The sequence below is a fragment of the Serratia sp. NFX21 genome (assembly GCF_048517035.1).
GTDB classification, from domain to species: Bacteria; Pseudomonadota; Gammaproteobacteria; order Enterobacterales; family Enterobacteriaceae; genus Serratia; species Serratia quinivorans.
The window spans coordinates 1,548,137-1,564,459 of the sequence record NZ_CP183196.1 but is presented as its reverse complement, the minus strand read 5'-3'; the positions used below and the strand labels follow the sequence as shown (position 1 = coordinate 1,564,459).

Below are 16,323 nucleotides of genomic sequence, written 5' to 3'. Positions count from 1 at the left end.
GAGTATCGAATGAGTCTTGATATAGCCAAATACCCGACCTTGGCGCTAGCGGAAAATCCGGATGAACTCCGTTCGCTGCCAAAAGAGAGCCTACCGAAGCTGTGTGACGAACTTCGGCAATACCTGCTGGACAGCGTCAGCCGCTCCAGCGGCCACTTTGCCTCCGGGCTGGGTACCGTCGAACTGACGGTGGCATTGCACTATGTTTACCAAACCCCCTTCGATCATCTGGTATGGGACGTTGGCCACCAGGCCTACCCGCATAAAATTCTGACCGGTCGTCGCGACAAAATCGCCACCATCCGCCAGAAAAATGGCCTGCACCCTTTCCCGTGGCGGGCAGAAAGTGAATACGACGTCCTGTCGGTCGGTCATTCTTCCACCTCGATCAGTGCCGGTCTCGGCATGGCGGTAGCCGCTGCGCGTGAAGGCAAAAATCGCCGTACCGTCTGCGTGATCGGCGATGGCGCGATCACTGCCGGCATGGCGTTTGAAGCCATGAACCACGCCGGTGATATCGATCCGGATATGCTGGTGGTGCTGAACGATAACGAAATGTCGATTTCGGAAAACGTCGGCGCGCTGAACAACCATCTGGCGCAGCTGCTGTCCGGCAAGCTTTATTCCACCCTGCGTGAGGGCGGTAAAAAAGTGTTGTCCGGCCTGCCGCCGATTAAAGAGCTGGTCAAACGCACCGAAGAACACCTGAAAGGCATGGTGGTACCGGGCACGCTGTTCGAAGAGCTGGGCTTTAACTATATCGGCCCGGTCGACGGCCACGATGTCCAGGGGCTGGTTGCCACGCTGAAAAACATGCGTGACCTGAAAGGCCCGCAACTGCTGCACATCATGACCAAAAAAGGCCGTGGTTACGCCCCGGCGGAAAAAGACCCGATCAGCTTCCACGCGGTGCCAAAATTTGATCCGGCCAGCGGTACCCTGCCGAAAAGCGCCGGCGGCCTGCCAACTTATTCAAAAGTTTTTGGCGACTGGCTGTGTGAAACCGCCGCCAAGGACAGCTCGCTGATGGCCATCACCCCGGCCATGCGTGAAGGCTCGGGCATGGTGCAGTTCTCTCGCGACTATCCGCAGCAATATTTTGACGTGGCGATTGCCGAACAGCACGCGGTGACCTTCGCTGCCGGTTTGGCCATTGGCGGTTATAAGCCGGTGGTAGCAATTTATTCCACCTTCCTGCAACGCGCTTACGATCAGTTGATCCACGACGTCGCCATTCAAAAGCTGCCGGTGATGTTTGCCATCGATCGCGGCGGTATTGTCGGCGCTGACGGCCAGACTCACCAGGGAGCCTTTGATCTGTCATTTATGCGTTGCATCCCGACCATGGTGATCATGACGCCAAGTGATGAAAACGAATGCCGTCAGATGCTGTACACCGGCTATCACTATAACGAAGGCCCAAGCGCCGTGCGTTATCCTCGTGGCAATGGTACCGGTGCACCGCTGGAACCTCTCAACTCTCTGCCGATCGGCAAAGGCGTTGTCCGCCGTGAAGGTGAAAAGCTGGCGATCCTGAATTTCGGCACATTGCTGCCGGAAGCCGCGCAGGTAGCGGAAACGCTCAACGCAACGCTGGTGGATATGCGCTTTGTGAAGCCACTGGACGAACAGCTGATACTGGAACTGGCAGCCAGCCACGACGCACTGGTCACGCTGGAAGAGAACGCCATTATGGGCGGTGCCGGCAGCGGCGTGAACGAGTTGCTGATGGCCAGGCGCCGTGTGGTACCGGTGCTGAATATCGGCCTGCCGGACTTCTTTGTCTCCCAGGGTAGCCAGGAAGAAGTCCGTAGCGATCTCGGCCTGGACGCCGCCGGCATCCAGCGGCAAATTGAGGTCTGGCTGGCGCAATAATCGCCGCACCCGCTCGATCGACGCCTCCGCTTTGCGGGGGCGTTTTTATTTCTGTCACCCGAAAATCCGCTACAGTTAAAGTTCTGTGCTGACACCGGGAGGCAAGCATGAAGTATCTGAAACTGGGTAACACCGACCTGAACGTCTCACGTATCTGTCTGGGCTGCATGACCTACGGCGAACCCAGCCGTGGCAACCATGCCTGGACGTTACCGGAGGAAAGCAGCCGACCGCTGCTGAAACAGGCGCTGGATGCCGGCATCAACTTCTTTGACACCGCCAACAGCTACTCAGACGGCAGCAGTGAGGAGATCGTCGGCCAGGCACTACGCGATTATGCCCGCCGTGACCAGGTAGTGATCGCCACCAAAGTCTATTTCCCCCTGAGTAATCTGCAGCAGGGACTTTCGCGCGCCAAAATCATGCAATCCATCGACGACAGTCTCAAGCGGCTGGGCACCGACTACGTTGATCTGTTGCAGATCCATCGCTGGGATTATGAAACGCCGCTGGAAGAAACGCTCGAAGCGCTGCACGATGTGGTGAAAGCCGGTAAGGCACGCTACATCGGCGCATCGTCAATGTACGCCTGGCAGTTCGCCAAGGCGCTGTACACCGCCGATCTGCACGGCTGGACGCGCTTTGTCAGCATGCAGAACCAGTACAACCTGATCCAGCGTGAAGAAGAGCGTGAGATGTTACCGCTGTGCGCTGCCGAAGGCATTGCCGTGCTGCCCTGGAGCCCGTTGGCGCGGGGTCGCTTAACCCGCCCCTGGGGGGAAACCACTGCGCGTCTGGTCTCCGATCAGGTCGGTAAAAATCTGTACGATGAAACCGAAGGCATCGACGCCATCATTGCCGAACGCGTGGCCAGTATTGCCGAAGAACGCGGTGTGCCCCGTGCGCAAATCGCACTGGCGTGGCTGTTGAGCAAGCCTGTCGTCAGCGCGCCGATTATCGGTGCGTCACGCCATGACCATCTGGAAGACGCCGTCGCCGCCGTCGATCTTGAATTAACACCGGAAGAGATTGCCGAGCTGGAAACGGCTTATGTGCCGCACCACGTGACAGGATTTGAATAACCCGGAGGGTTCAGGGGCGCAGCATTGAACTGCGCCCTCAAAATCAGAACAACCCAAGCGGCCAATGGTGACCAATCAGGTAGATGATACCGGCGGAAAGGACCCCGGCGACGATATCGTCGACCATGATCCCCATGCCACCGTGCACATTGCGATCAAACCAGCGGATCGGCCATGGCTTCCAGATATCCAAAATACGGAAAATCACAAAACCTGCCGCAACCCACTGCCAGTCGTTGACCGGCAGTGCCATCAACGTGATCCACATGCCGACAAACTCGTCCCAGACGATGCTGCCGTGGTCGTGCACCTTCATATCTTTGGCGGTCTGATGGCACAGGTAGACGCCAATACAAATGCTGAACATCACCAACAGCGAATACAGTTGCCATGGCAGTTGGATCAACAGCAGCCAGAAGGGGATCGCCGCCAGTGAACCCATGGTGCCCGGCATCACCGGCGACAAACCGCTACCAAAGCCGGTGGCCAGCAGGTGCCACGGATTACTCATCCGCAAGCGGCGTTTAGCTTCATCCATGTTACGCCTGTCCTTCGCTGAAATGATCGAAACCGTGCCACGGCAGTTCCACCACTTCATCGCTGCGGTAGAATTTGATGCCTTCGGAAAGCGGGCCAATCTGACCAATACAGGTATAGTCAGCGCCCAGATGGCTTAACGCCACCTCCAGTGCACCACGGTTGATTTCCGGTACGGTGAAGCAGAGTTCGTAATCTTCACCGCCGGTCAATGCCCAGCGCAGCGCCTGATCGGCATCCGTATGGCTGCTTAACGCCTGCGACAACGGCAGCTCATCGAGATTGATGCGCGCACCGCACTCGGAGGCTTTCAGCACATGTTTCAGGTCAGAAATCAGGCCGTCGGAAATATCAATCGCCGAACTGGCCAGATCGCGCAGTGCCTGCCCCTGCAATACCCGTGGCTGAGGCCGCAGATGACGGCCAATCAGGTAATTGCGTGCCTCGGCGTCCGCTACCTGCAAACGTTCCTGCAGCACAGCCAGACCGGCGGCGCTGTCACCCAGCGTACCTGTGGTGTAGATCCAGTCGCCGATACGCGCACCGCTGCGGGTCAATGCCCGCCCGACCGGGATCAGGCCGTGAATGGTTAACGTCATGCTTAACGGGCCGCGTGTGGTATCACCGCCAATCAATTGCATACCGTAATAATTAAGTTGTTCGAACAGGCTATCGCTGAACGCCTTCAGCCAGGGTTCATTCACCTCCGGCAGGGTTAGCGCCAGTGAAAGCCAGGCGGGATCGGCGCCCATGGCTGCCAGGTCGCTCAGGTTAACTGCCAGTGCTTTGTAGCCGAGATCGGCGGGATCGATATCCGCCAGGAAGTGAACGCCCGAAACGAGAGTGTCGGTACTGACGGCCAAAAGCTGTTTTTCTGCCACTGTCAGAAGTGCGCAGTCATCTCCAATGCCCAACTGTACATCCCGGCGCAGACTCTTAAACCGGTCAAAATAGCGGGCAATGAGGTCAAATTCGCCACATGCCATGGTCGATATTCCAATAGAAGAAATTAAGGCCGGGGATACCGGCCTTAATTTTTTATTTTTTCTTGCGAATGCTTGGTGCCACTTTATCCAGCACGCCATTCACAAACTTGTGGCTGTCTTCAGCGCCGAAGGTTTTCGCCAGCTCGATCGCCTCGTTGATCGCCACCTTGTAAGGCACATCCTCACGCATTTTCAGCTCATACAGCGCAATACGCAGAACGGCTCTTTCTACCTGGCCCAGCTCTTCGAGCTGACGCGACAGGACAGGTGCCATCAGGCTATCCAGCAGACCTGCATTCACCGCCACGCCGGACAGCAGCTCCCGAAAATAGACGATGTCTACATCTTTGACATCTTGCTCCGACAGGAACTGGTGTTCAACATCGGCAATGTCATTTTTAGACAACTGCCAAGAGTAAAGCGCTTGAACAGCGCACTCACGAGCGCGGCGACGAGCAGCAGGTTTCACGGAATTCCCCTTAACTAAATTCAGGCTTTAATAGCTTTGATAACATTAATCATTTCAAGTGCGGTCAGAGCCGCTTCAGCGCCCTTGTTGCCCGCTTTGGTGCCGGCACGCTCGATAGCCTGTTCAATGCTTTCGGTCGTCAGCACGCCAAAGGCAACCGGGATTTCAGTGTTCAGAGAAACACTGCCCAGGCCGGAGCTGGCTTCGCCCGCGACATATTCGAAGTGCGCGGTGCCCCCACGGATAACGGTGCCCAGTGCGATCACTGCATCGTATTTGCCGGTGTTAGCCAGCACGCGTGCAGTCAACGGCAACTCGTAAGCGCCCGGGACCCAGACAACGGTGATGTTGTCGTCAGCAACCTGGCCAATGCGCTTAAGTGCGTCGATAGCACCTTGCAGCAGGCTGTCATTGATGAAATTGTTAAAACGTGCAATTGCAATCGCCACACGGGCATTTGGAGTAGCAACAACACCTTCGATAACTTTCATGGGCTTTCCTTAAAAATGGGTTCAATACCCCGCAGGGGGGCGGATTCTATCACATTCTTTATCTGCCTGCGCGGGCGGTTTTGTAAAACGACAGCCTACCCGGCACGCAGGTTTTAAAATCAGTATTTTGCTTTCAGCCGCAGCCGCAAATCAGGGCCGATTTGCCGCACTTCGCTGAAGACGAATTCCGGTGCATCGGTCAGGTGTTCAAGGCCCGGCAAATGGCACAAACCGCGGCCATTATCACCCAACAGTTTTGGCGCGATATACAAAATGAGCTCATCAACCAGCCCGGCCTGCAACAAGGCACCGGCCAACTGCGCGCCGGCCTCGACCCAGATGGAATTCACCTGGCGTTTCGCCAGTTGCATCATCATCACCACCAGATCAACGCCACCGCCGTGCGCCGGAAAGGTCAGTTGCTCGACATCCTGCGGCCAAATTTGCTCATCCGGCTGCAGGCGCGCCAGCCAGGTTTGCCCCGGTTGTTGTACCACCCGGTGCTGTGGGGTGACGCGATTTTGGCTATCCAGAATAATGCGCAACGGTTGACGCAGGTTTTCACGCGGGTAAATGCTTTGCGTTTCAGCGTCCAGTTCATCCCAGCGCACCGTCAGTGACGGATCGTCAGCCAATACGGTAGCACTGGTGCTGAGAATAGCGGCGCTTTGCGCTCGCAGACGCTGCACGTCCTGACGTGCCTGCGGTGAAGTGATCCATTGGCTTTCGCCGGAAGCCATCGCCGTGCGGCCATCGAGTGAGGCGCCGAGCTTCAGTTGCACATAAGGGAAACCGGTGCGCATCCGTTTGAGGAAACCCAGATTCACCGATTCAGCTTCGGCCAGCATCAAACCGTGGCGCACATCCAGCCCCGCCTGCTGCAGTTTATACAGGCCACGTCCAGCAACTTCCGGGTTGGGATCCTGCATCGCCGCCACCACACGGGCTACGCCGGCTGCGACCAACGCATCGGCACAGGGCGGCGTGCGGCCGTGGTGGCTACAGGGTTCCAGCGTGACATAAGCGGTGGCACCGCACGCCTTTTCGCCCGCCATGCGCAGCGCATGGACTTCCGCGTGCGGTTCACCGGCGCGCAGATGGTAACCCTCACCGACGATTTCGCCATCGCGCACGATAACGCAGCCGACATTGGGATTCGGTGCGGTAGTAAAACGCCCCAGTCGCGCCAGCTCAAAGGCGCGAGCCATATAAAACTCGTCGTTATGCATCAAAGCCCCTTTAGTCCTGCAGTCGGGCGATCTCTTCGCCGAATTCGCGGATATCTTCAAAGCTGCGGTAAACCGAGGCAAAGCGAATATAGGCCACTTTATCCAACTTTTTCAGCGCGTCCATCACCAGGTTACCGACCAGCTTGGTCGGGACTTCACGCTCGCCGGTGGCACGTAGCTGAGATTTAATATGGTTGATCGCGTTCTCCACGTCGTCGGAGCTGACCGGGCGTTTTTCCAGCGCCTTCAGCATGCCGCGACGCAGCTTGTCTTCGTTGAATGGCTCACGCACTTCATCGCTTTTGATTACCCGTGGCATCACCAGTTCAGCCACTTCAAAGGTGGTGAAGCGTTCATTACAAACCAAACATTGGCGGCGACGGCGCACCTGCGAACCATCACCCACCAGGCGGGAATCAATGACTTTGGTATCAACGGCGGCGCAGAAAGGGCAATGCATAACACGTCCTGATAAACGTTTTCATAGTTAAGAACAGTTTACCCCGAAGTACGGTTACAACAAAGGCCGTCGGCTATTTGTTGCGGAGCGCCCCTATGAACGACGCCCCGAAAGGACAATCAACATGACTTTCCCCATCAGGCGGACTAAGCTGATAACAGGAGAAGTTGAATAGGAAATCCCCGCCATGACAACCCGTTACCCCAAGATTTTCCTGCTCAGCACACTGGTGCTGCTGGCAGGCTGCGCGCAAACTCGCGAAGTGCCCAAGCTGCGTAATCAGGTGGTTGAGCTAAATCAGCAATTAACCACCCTGACTAACCAGGCCACGGCGCTGGAACAGCAAAACCAGTTGAACAAGAACTCCACCAGCGGCGTCTATCTGCTGCCGGCAGCCAATAACGCCCCACGTTTGCAAAGCAGTCTCGGTGAACTGAGCGTGTCACTCAGCCACGTGAAAAGCGAGGCTAACGGCACCCAGGCCATGCTGCACGTTCGCACGCTATCGCAGGCCTCCCTGCCGGCGTTCAAGGCCATAGTCGAATGGGGCCAACTGGATGCGACCACCGGCAAACCACTGACGGCTGAAGCACTTTCGCAGCCGATCGTGAGCCAGGACTCATTGCTGCCCAAAACGGAATACAGTTTTGAGCTGCGTTTCAGCGGCCTGACACCGGATCAACTGGGCTATGTGCGACTGCACAGCGTAGAACCCACAACGGCAGCCGCCGCACAAAACTAACCAGGCCAGGCCCACGTTCCCCCCCCTTAGAGAAAGTGGGCCACCTGCTTAACCCAGCCGTTGCAACCTTGCCGGTAGCCCCTGGCGCACCGCCGCCCCGCTGACCCAATCCAGCCAGCTATTGCTGATTTCTCTGGTCGGATCCGGCAACCCAAGGTCGTTTAAGTTGATGCCGGCGGCAATGCGCGCATCGGCAGCCAGTGGCTGACCATCCAGCAGGTGCGCACGCGCCCCCATCTCGCGATGGCCATAACCGTGCTCAATAGCAATCACACCCGGCATCACGCCGTCGAGCAAGCTGATCTGCGCCTCAACGCTGCCACCAGGGGTTTGCAACTGCACCCGATCGCCATGTTGTAGTCCATAACGCTCACCATCGGCCGGATTGAGCGCCACCAGGTTGACCGGTTTCACTGCGCGCAGGCGATCAATGGGCGCCGTTGAGCTGCTCATCAGATGCGACTTGAACGACATCAAACGGAACGGCCATGCCTCTGGCGGATAGTGATCCCCAACATCGGAACCGTCGGCAAAACGCGGCGGATAATAGGTCGGACAGCCGCTATAACGCTCTCCGGTCATGGCATGGCGATGGCGCGCCACCTCTTCATTCCAGATATTCAGCCCTTTTTTCCACTGCGGTCCGGTTTCATTGCCTCGCCAGGCCTGCTCATAAGGTGCAAAACGCCCACCCCGTGCCAGCATATAGCCGACCCGCAACCGTTCATCCGCTTTCAGCACCTTATCCAGCGCCGGTAGCAGGCGATCAACACCGGTCAGCCGCAGTTCGCTTTTCGTCGCTTCGGGCAACGGCTCACCGGCAAAGGCGACGTTGGCCGCAGCACGCAAATAATAATCTTCGGCGCTGTGTAATCCAAAAGTGTTGCCTTGCGTATCTTGCAGTGCGGCATCGCCAAACCCCGGCAACCCCATGGCCTTCGATAAAGCAATAACAAAGCTTTCCAGCGCTACCGGCTGCCCATCGGCCGTGAGCGCGGTACGCGCCGGGACAATCGGCCAACGTGCAGTACTCGCCCGCACCATCACACCGGACCAGGGAGCGGTAAAACCCCAGCTCTCGAAGTTGTGAGTGTCCGGCACGATATAATCCGCCAACGCACTGGTTTCGTTAATAAAGGCATCTATCGCGATAAACAGCGGCAGTTGCCGGGGATCTTTCAACCGGCTTTCGACCACCTCTCGCAGACCGGCAACCCCGTACAGCGGGTTACCCATATGGCTGATCCAGGCTTTTAGCGGATAGGGATATCCCATCAGCGCCGGGGCCAATTGCTCGGTGAACTGGCCCGCGACAAACGGGTACCAGGGGCCGCGCGCCGGGTAAGGTTTTTCACCCTGCTCAATCTTGCGGCGATATTCGTCCGATTGTTCGTACGCCTGTTTGCTACGCGACAGCACCAGCCCTTTCGGTTTCACCATGCCGGGAAATGTCTTCAGGTTATAGCGCGGCCCATCGGCAAACTCTTTGAACTTACCGCCGCCGACCGAGACGCCGCCCTTAAGGTTCAGGTTACCGATCAGCGCATTGAGCATCATCACCGCCCAACTGTTATAGAAACCGTTGCCGCTCATCATGCCGCCATGGGCGATCACCGCCGCTTGCCGCTGATAGGAAGTAAACTCTTTGGCCAGCGCTGCAATGGTCTCGGCGCTGACGCCACAACGAGTACTGTACTCAGCCAGCGTGAAGCGCTCAGCCGCCCGCTGCAGACAGAGAAAGCTCGAGCGAACCTGGACCTGTGAACCGTCGGCCAGCCGCAGCTGTTGCTCCACCCGCAACGCGCCCTGTAGCGCCTGGTTAGCCGACACCGGTTCAGCCCGCTGCGTATCCCAGACCAAAGGCGGGCTTTCGGCCTCTCCGGTTGTGCCGCCGTCCAAATGCACCCGACGCAAAAACTGGCCGCACAACGGATGATCGTCATTCATCACCACCAGATGCGTGGCATTGGTCCAGCTCTTTTCACCGGCCGCCTGCATGGCCACCTCACCGGGTAACGTCAAATAATCGGCGTTATAACGCTCCTGTTCGATGATCCAGCGGATCATGCCCATCACCAGCGCGGAATCGGTGCCCGGCAACACCGGCACCCAACGGTTGTGATCGTTGGCCAGCGTGGTGGTTAATGGCAACGCCGGTGCCACCACCACGTAACGGAATTCATCACGCAGACGGGCGTTGGCCAACTGACGCCCCTGACGTTTGAACGGGTTGCCGGACTGCGCCGGCGAAGTGCCGAGGAACAAGCCAAAACGCAAATTGTCCCAATCCGGTTTAACGTGCGCATTGGTTTCCAAATCCCCCATTAACGCCCCGGATCCCGCACGGTAAGCCAGCCCGCAATAAGCGCCATGATGGCCGAAATTACGTGTCCCAAAGGCGTTTTGCGCAAAGCGTTTGATAAAAGCGTCCCGCCCTTCATCACCGGCATTGGTGACCAGCAACTGATTGGCCTTTGGCCCCAGCGAAGGTTGCTCAGGATCGAGCGGCGTTTCGAGATCGCGGATCGCCCGCAGCCCCTCAACCCGCCCCTCACCAAACAGATCGCCGCCCTCGACCACTTCGTGGATCAACTGTTCAAAACTGATGCGCTGCCACTGCCCGCTGCCGCGTGGCCCTACCCGCTTCATCGGTTCCAGCACGCGGTAAGGGCTGGTCAGCCCTTCCAGCAAGGTCGCACCGCGGGCGCAGGCGGTGGAACGCTGTTCAAGGCCTTCATCGCCCCCCAGACGGTTGAGTGCATCACTCACCGGCAAAGAGTAGGGAAAGTGGCGGTCGTGAGACAGCGGATGATAAGGGTTGCCCGCCACGCGTAAAATCTGATTACTGTCGCGATCCACCCTGACCCGCAGGCCGCACAGCGTCCAGCAGCCAAAACACTGGGTCATGGACACCGCCTGTTGCGGATTGGCCTGCCAGCCATCCGGGTGCCGATGGCCCTCTGTCGGCAGTGAGTTGGCGCTGATCCGGTCGAGCGTCAATTTACCGCTGCTGCCGTCACGCAGGCCGGTAAACACTTTCTGCACCATCTCGCTGTAACTGGCACCAAACAGCGTCAATCCACCCAGGGCGAGCCCACCTTTCAACCACTGACGCCGCGTTGAATTAGCCATAGTGTTTTTTCTCCATCAGCCCATGCTGTAATTCACGAATTCCAATGATTAAAGCCATCCATAAACCCAGGGTGCCCAGGATCGCCAACAGCCCTTCGCTACCGAGCGGTAACACATAGGGATTGGTCAATACGTTGAACTTGGGCAGCGTCTGGGTTTGCATCAGCAGCATCCAGCGCACGCCCCAGCACAGCAGTAACGCCGCGGTAGATTGCGCCAGTAGCCCTTTGGTGCCCAACGGCCGATGGCGGGTGCGCCACGCCAGCGCCAACAGCAACAGGGTTAAGGCGACAAAGGCGATACCGGCCCACAACCAGACCGCCCCCTGAGTCGAAAGCGAGCGCAACGCGACGGAAGAAGTGCTGCCATCCAGCCACCAGCCAAGACCGGAGAGGCACAACAGCAGCAGGCTGACGGCCTGATAGCGAGCCAGACGCGGCTGCCATTGCGGTTCCTGACGCAGCCAACAGGCCAACAGCGGCGGGACGGCCTGCATGGAGGTAAGCAACAGCAGCCAGGGTAACCAAAGGCTGTACCAAAGTGGCTGCGCCCGCAGCACCGAAACTTCGCGCCCGGTATAAAGCAGGATACTGACCGCAGACAGTAAAGTGGCCAACGCTACCCAACGCAGCCATTTTTCTTCACGCCATGCCGGGCGGAACTGTAACCAGCGCGCCCAAAACGGCAAGGTCTTCGCGCGTAATTGCCCCCGTAGCAGCAGAACGAAATAGCTGACCACCAGCAGGGTAAACAGCGGTAAAAATAGCGAGCCGAGCGACATCCACGACCAGGGGGTAAAGTAGGCATAGAAATGCCAGATGCGGGCGGGCTGATGTAAGTCCGCGCTCAGGGCCATCGGCGCCACGGTGCCGCTCACCACCGCCAGTGAGACGGCGGCCAGCTCCAGGCGTGACGTATTCTGTGGATCGCGCCAGCGCAGCCAGACGGCAATCATGATGCTGCCGCATGCCAGGCCAATAAAGAAAAAATACTGCACCGCCCAGGGCAACCAGGCGATCTCCTGCGGGCGAGCCATAATTTCGCGGATCATGGATGCACCTCCTGCCACAGCGCCGGTTGTCCCCGGACGTGACTGACAAATGCCTCATCAAGCCCCAGATAGAACACCTGAGGGTGCGTTCCCTGTTCGGGTTTCAGTACCTTGAGCTGTGCCTGATGCTCATCCAGAGCCCGCCTTAATGCACCTTGCCGATCGTTAAGATCGCCAATCATCCGCGCACCACCGACACAGGACTCGACGCAGGCTGGCAACAGCCCGGCATCCAGCCGATGCGCGCAGAAAGTACATTTATCGGCCGTTTGAGTTTCATGGTTGATAAACCGAGCCTCATAAGGGCAGGCCTGCACGCAATAGGCACAGCCGACGCAGCGGGTATTGTCGACAACCACAATGCCGTCCTGACGCTGGAAAGTCGCCTGCACCGGGCAGACCGGCACGCAAGGCGGATTGTCACAGTGGTTGCACAACCGTGGCAGCAGCACGTTGGTGGTCGAGTCCTGCCCCGTCAGGCTGACCTGATATTGCAGTACGCTGGTGCGAAATTGCCCCTGCGGTAGCCGGTTTTCCACCGCACAGCTAACGGTACAGGCCTGACAGCCAATGCAGCGGCGCAGGTCGATCAACATCGCCATGCGCTTTTTGCTGTCACCTTCCCGCCGAGCCGGCTGCAACTGCCAGTCTGACTGCGCCAGCGGCACCAGAGCTGCGCCGGCAGTCAATGCACCGAGTCGTTGTAAAAACTGCCGTTTCCCACTGTCCATTGATTTCTCCCAATAAGTATCCGCCGGGGAACTGATACAAAGGAGTGTAAAAACAGCGACCGACCGCCAATATTGTGGTTTACCACATTCCCCACGGCGGCTTGATCCAGGACAATTCAACCCGGTGATGCGGATCATAAAAGTGGAGAAGAGGTGAAAAGAGCAGCGCTAATCTTGTTGCTGGGGGGTTGGTTAAACGTTGCCTGGGCGGGGCAATGGACCATCGCGGTGCTGGCGCTGCGCGGCGACGCCCATGCACTGGCCCAGTGGCAACCCTTGGTCGATCACCTTAATCGCCAGTTTCCCGGCGATCATTTCCAACTGTCGCCGCTAAGCCTGGCCGGTATGGATGAGGCGGTCCGTAATGAACGCGTGGACTTTTTGCTCACCAACCCGGCGCAATATGTCCAGTTGGATAACCGCTACCCGCTGCGCTGGCTGGTTTCGCTGCGTTCTTCCCAACAGCCGCAGCAGGCCTCAGGCAACGTGGTCGGCAGCGTCATACTGGTGCGCCACGACAGCCCAACCACTACGGCCAGCCAGTTAGTTGGTAAAAAGGTCGGTGCCGTCGCCGCGGACGCCTTTGGCGGCTACCTGCTGGGATATAAAGAACTGCTTGGCGCGGGCCTTGACCCGGAGAAAGACTTGCAACTGCATTTCAGCGGTTACCCGGCGGATGCCCTGCTTTATCAGCTGCGCGATCGGGCGCTGGATGCGGTGATTGTGCCGGTTTGCCTGCTGGAAAAAATGCAGGCGGAAGGGTTGCTGCAGGCCAGTGATTACCGCGCCCTGTTGGCAAAACACAGTGGCCAGCCCTGCCTGACCAGCACCGAGCTGTATCCCAACTGGTCATTTGCCGCCCTGAACCACGTCCCGGATCGGCTGGCAGATGAGTTAACCCGCCAGTTACTGCAGATGAACGCTCCCGGCCTGCCGGTTTGGGGCGCCCCGGCGTCATCCCGCCAGGTTAATCAGCTACTGCGAGATTTGAATATCCACCCAAGCCAACGCTCACTCTGGCAGGAGGTGACCCTTTGGGCACAGCAACACCTGCTGTTGCTCGGTGGCATCTTCGGGGGGATGCTGTTGCTCGGCGCTAACCACCTGTGGATCGGCCATCTGGTGCGCCGTCGCGGACGCCAACTCGAACAGATGCATCAGACGCTGCGCGCCAGAGAAACCGCGCTGGCTCAGGCACAACGTCTCAGCACTCTGGGCGAAATGGCGTCCGGCTTTGCTCATGAGCTTAACCAGCCGCTGGCGGCGATCCGGCACTATGCGGAGGGCTGCCGTATTCGTCTTGAGCGCAGCGATCGACAGCACGAGTTGCTGCCGATCCTCGAACAAATTGGCCAGCAGGCGCAGCGTGGTGCGGAAAGCATTGTCAATTTGCGACGCTGGGCCAGCAAAACGCCGCACCATGAAAGCACACGCCCCCTGCTGTTGCGTCCGCTGGTGGAACACCTGATTAAACTGATGCAAATAGAACAACAGTATCCGCTGTGCCGCATAACCCTGGCCATCCCGGCTCAAAGCCAGTTGTATAGCCAGACGACGTTGTTGGAGCAAGTGCTCACTAATTTGCTGAGTAACAGCCTGCAAGCAGGTGCCCAACAAATCACTCTGCGGCTGGAAGTCGACCAACATCAGCAACGGTTGATCGTTGAGGACGACGGCGGCGGCCTGAACGCCGAGCAGCTGACGCTGCCGTTCGTCCCGTTTCGCAGCAGCAAACCGGAAGGCCTCGGTTTGGGGCTGGTGATCTGCCAGCGGTTGCTGAAGCACCAGGGCGGCGATCTGACACTGGAAAACTATTTTTCCGCTTCTCAACAGCAAGGGTTGCGCGTGACCCTGTACTTCCCCGTGATCCAACAGGAAACCTGCCATGGCGTTAATACATCTGGTCGATGACGATTTAGCCGTTACCGACGCCTGCCGCTTTTTACTCGAGGGGCTGAACTATCGGGTGCAGATCTGGCACGACAGCCAAAAGTTCATCGACCAGGTCAGTCTTTATCAATGCGGTGTGGTGATGCTGGATATTCGGATGCCGGGCATGGACGGGCAACAGGTTCATCAACAACTGCGTCGGCAGGAAAGTACCCTGGCGGTGGTGATCGTCACCGGTCACGGTGATATTGCCATGGCCGTGACGGAGATGAAGCTGGGGGCCGTGGATTTCCTGCAAAAACCGATTGCTGCCGCGCCGCTGATCGAAGCGCTGGATCGCGGAATCGCGCATTCTCAAAACCGGTTGGAACGCCATCAGTTACAGCAGCGTTTCAGTGCGCTGACGCCGCGTGAGCGTGAAATAGCCCGCGCCGTGGCTGCGGGAATGACCAATAAACTGATTGCCGATCGTCACTTTATCGCGGTGCGTACCGTTGAGGTGCATCGGGCCAGAGTGATGGAAAAAATGCAGGCCGCCAGCCTGGCGGAGCTGGTGAACTCGCTCAACCAATTGACGTTAACCGACCCCTCAGAGAGCGGAGTCAGCCGCCTGTAGGCAAAAAAATGCCGGTCGGAATAAGCCGACCGGCATCGTATTTCAACTCACGGGCAAATCACGGCATAATCGAAGGCTGATCTGCGCCCTCTTTTTCCACTTTCTGCTGCAGCATGTGTTCGCGTTTCATACCCAGTTTCAACGCCAGCGCGGACGCCACGTAGATAGAGGATATGGTACCGATAGACACACCAATCAGCATAGCCAGAGAGAAGCCGTGCAGCATCGCGCCGCCGAAGATGTACAGCATCAGAACCACCATCAGGGTGGTACCGGAAGTCATCAAGGTACGGCTCAGCGTCTGGGTCAACGACACGTTCATGATTTCGTAAGGCGTGCCGCGGCGGATCTTGCGGAAGTTCTCACGAATACGGTCGGAAACCACGATGCTGTCGTTCAACGAGTAACCGATAACCGACATCAATGATGCGACGATAGTCAGGTCAATCTCGATATGGAACAACGACAGCACGCCCAGAGTGATGACCACGTCGTGCGCCAACGCGATAACCGCCCCCAGCGCCAGGCGCCATTCGAAGCGGAAACCGACGTAAATCAGAATACAGATCAACGCCACCAGCAGCGCCATGCCGCCGTTTTGCGCCAGTTCGGTGCCCACACTCGGGCCGACGAACTCAATCCTCTTCACCGTGGCGTTTTTATCGACCGAGTCGTTAATCACGCTGATGACTTTGTTACCCAGTTCCTGGCCTGCGGTGCCGATCGCCGGTGGCATACGCACCATCACGTCACGGCTGCTGCCAAAGTTCTGAATAATCGGGTCCTGGAACCCGGCTTTTTCCAGCGTATCGCGCATTAGATCGAGGTTGGCCGGTTGTTCCAGGCTGATTTCAATGACGGTACCGCCAGTGAAGTCCAGACCCCAGTTAAAACCACGCACCGACATAATGGCGATTGACGCGATCAGCAGCAACAGCGAGATGCCGAAGGCCACGTAATCCCAGCGCATAAAGTCATAGACTTTACGGCCGTAGTTGAGTTGTTCAACAGTATAATCCTGTGCCACAACGC

At 57.9% G+C, this 16,323-nt stretch carries 15 protein-coding genes; 5 read left to right on the top strand and 10 right to left on the bottom strand.

Features of this window, described 5'->3' with window-relative positions; all coding sequences use genetic code 11:
• The first annotated feature begins 9 nt into the window (after window positions 1-9).
• A complete protein-coding gene (gene dxs, locus ACNT1W_RS07340; protein ID WP_012005518.1) occupies window positions 10-1,875 on the top strand; it encodes a 1-deoxy-D-xylulose-5-phosphate synthase in 1,866 nt (621 codons plus the stop codon).
• 107 nt (window positions 1,876-1,982) lie between these two features.
• Entirely contained in the window at window positions 1,983-2,957 is a 975-nt protein-coding gene (locus ACNT1W_RS07335; protein ID WP_012005517.1) for an aldo/keto reductase, read from the top strand.
• A gap of 43 nt (window positions 2,958-3,000) precedes the next feature.
• Here the strand turns inward: ACNT1W_RS07335 and pgpA are convergent, their stop codons facing one another.
• From pgpA to nrdR, 6 genes are all read right to left on the bottom strand, one after another.
• Window positions 3,001-3,495, bottom strand: coding sequence for a phosphatidylglycerophosphatase A (gene pgpA, locus ACNT1W_RS07330; protein WP_012005516.1), 495 nt, complete (start codon window positions 3,493-3,495; stop codon window positions 3,001-3,003).
• A gap of 1 nt (window position 3,496) precedes the next feature.
• A complete protein-coding gene (gene thiL, locus ACNT1W_RS07325) occupies window positions 3,497-4,480 on the bottom strand; it encodes a thiamine-phosphate kinase (protein ID WP_419246586.1) in 984 nt (327 codons plus the stop codon).
• 52 nt (window positions 4,481-4,532) lie between these two features.
• Window positions 4,533-4,949 (bottom strand): transcription antitermination factor NusB, encoded by a 417-nt coding sequence (gene nusB, locus ACNT1W_RS07320; RefSeq protein ID WP_012005514.1) that lies wholly within the window; start codon window positions 4,947-4,949, stop codon window positions 4,533-4,535.
• Window positions 4,950-4,969: 20 nt separating this feature from the next.
• On the bottom strand, window positions 4,970-5,440 hold the full coding sequence (ribE, locus tag ACNT1W_RS07315) for a 6,7-dimethyl-8-ribityllumazine synthase (RefSeq protein WP_012005513.1): 471 nt from the start codon (window positions 5,438-5,440) through the stop codon (window positions 4,970-4,972).
• A 119-nt stretch (window positions 5,441-5,559) separates the two neighbouring features.
• Window positions 5,560-6,669, bottom strand: a complete 1,110-nt coding sequence (gene ribD, locus ACNT1W_RS07310) for a bifunctional diaminohydroxyphosphoribosylaminopyrimidine deaminase/5-amino-6-(5-phosphoribosylamino)uracil reductase RibD (protein ID WP_375189283.1) — start codon at window positions 6,667-6,669, stop codon at window positions 5,560-5,562.
• A 10-nt stretch (window positions 6,670-6,679) separates the two neighbouring features.
• Window positions 6,680-7,129 (bottom strand): transcriptional regulator NrdR, encoded by a 450-nt coding sequence (nrdR, locus tag ACNT1W_RS07305; RefSeq protein WP_004949256.1) that lies wholly within the window; start codon window positions 7,127-7,129, stop codon window positions 6,680-6,682.
• Window positions 7,130-7,316: 187 nt separating this feature from the next.
• Here nrdR and ACNT1W_RS07300 point away from each other — a divergent pair, with 187 nt between their 5' ends.
• Window positions 7,317-7,871: a DUF3251 domain-containing protein gene (locus tag ACNT1W_RS07300; RefSeq protein WP_012005511.1), complete on the top strand. Its 555-nt coding sequence runs from the start codon at window positions 7,317-7,319 to the stop codon at window positions 7,869-7,871.
• Between the two features lie 48 nt (window positions 7,872-7,919).
• Here ACNT1W_RS07300 and ttrA read toward each other — a convergent pair whose 3' ends face one another.
• From ttrA to ttrB, 3 genes are read right to left on the bottom strand one after another with little or no spacing between them, the layout of a single operon-like run.
• Window positions 7,920-11,003 carry a tetrathionate reductase subunit TtrA gene (ttrA, locus tag ACNT1W_RS07295; protein WP_419246585.1) on the bottom strand — a complete coding sequence of 1,028 codons (3,084 nt, stop codon included), beginning with the start codon at window positions 11,001-11,003 and terminating at the stop codon, window positions 7,920-7,922.
• Window positions 10,996-12,054, bottom strand: a complete 1,059-nt coding sequence (gene ttrC / locus ACNT1W_RS07290; RefSeq protein ID WP_419246584.1) for a tetrathionate reductase subunit TtrC — start codon at window positions 12,052-12,054, stop codon at window positions 10,996-10,998. Before ttrC ends, ttrA begins: the two co-directional genes overlap by 8 nt.
• Window positions 12,051-12,785, bottom strand: coding sequence for a tetrathionate reductase subunit TtrB (gene ttrB / locus ACNT1W_RS07285; RefSeq protein ID WP_419246583.1), 735 nt, complete (start codon window positions 12,783-12,785; stop codon window positions 12,051-12,053). Before ttrB ends, ttrC begins: the two co-directional genes overlap by 4 nt.
• Before the next feature lie 153 nt (window positions 12,786-12,938).
• Here ttrB and ttrS point away from each other — a divergent pair, with 153 nt between their 5' ends.
• Both ttrS and ttrR read left to right on the top strand, forming a co-directional pair.
• Window positions 12,939-14,696, top strand: a complete 1,758-nt coding sequence (gene ttrS / locus ACNT1W_RS07280) for a tetrathionate respiration histidine kinase TtrS (protein WP_419246582.1) — start codon at window positions 12,939-12,941, stop codon at window positions 14,694-14,696.
• Window positions 14,671-15,291 (top strand): tetrathionate respiration response regulator TtrR, encoded by a 621-nt coding sequence (gene ttrR, locus ACNT1W_RS07275; protein ID WP_419246581.1) that lies wholly within the window; start codon window positions 14,671-14,673, stop codon window positions 15,289-15,291. Before ttrS ends, ttrR begins: the two co-directional genes overlap by 26 nt.
• A gap of 58 nt (window positions 15,292-15,349) precedes the next feature.
• Here ttrR and secF read toward each other — a convergent pair whose 3' ends face one another.
• Window positions 15,350-16,318, bottom strand: coding sequence for a protein translocase subunit SecF (secF, locus tag ACNT1W_RS07270; protein ID WP_012005505.1), 969 nt, complete (start codon window positions 16,316-16,318; stop codon window positions 15,350-15,352).
• Window positions 16,319-16,323: the final 5 nt, after the last annotated feature.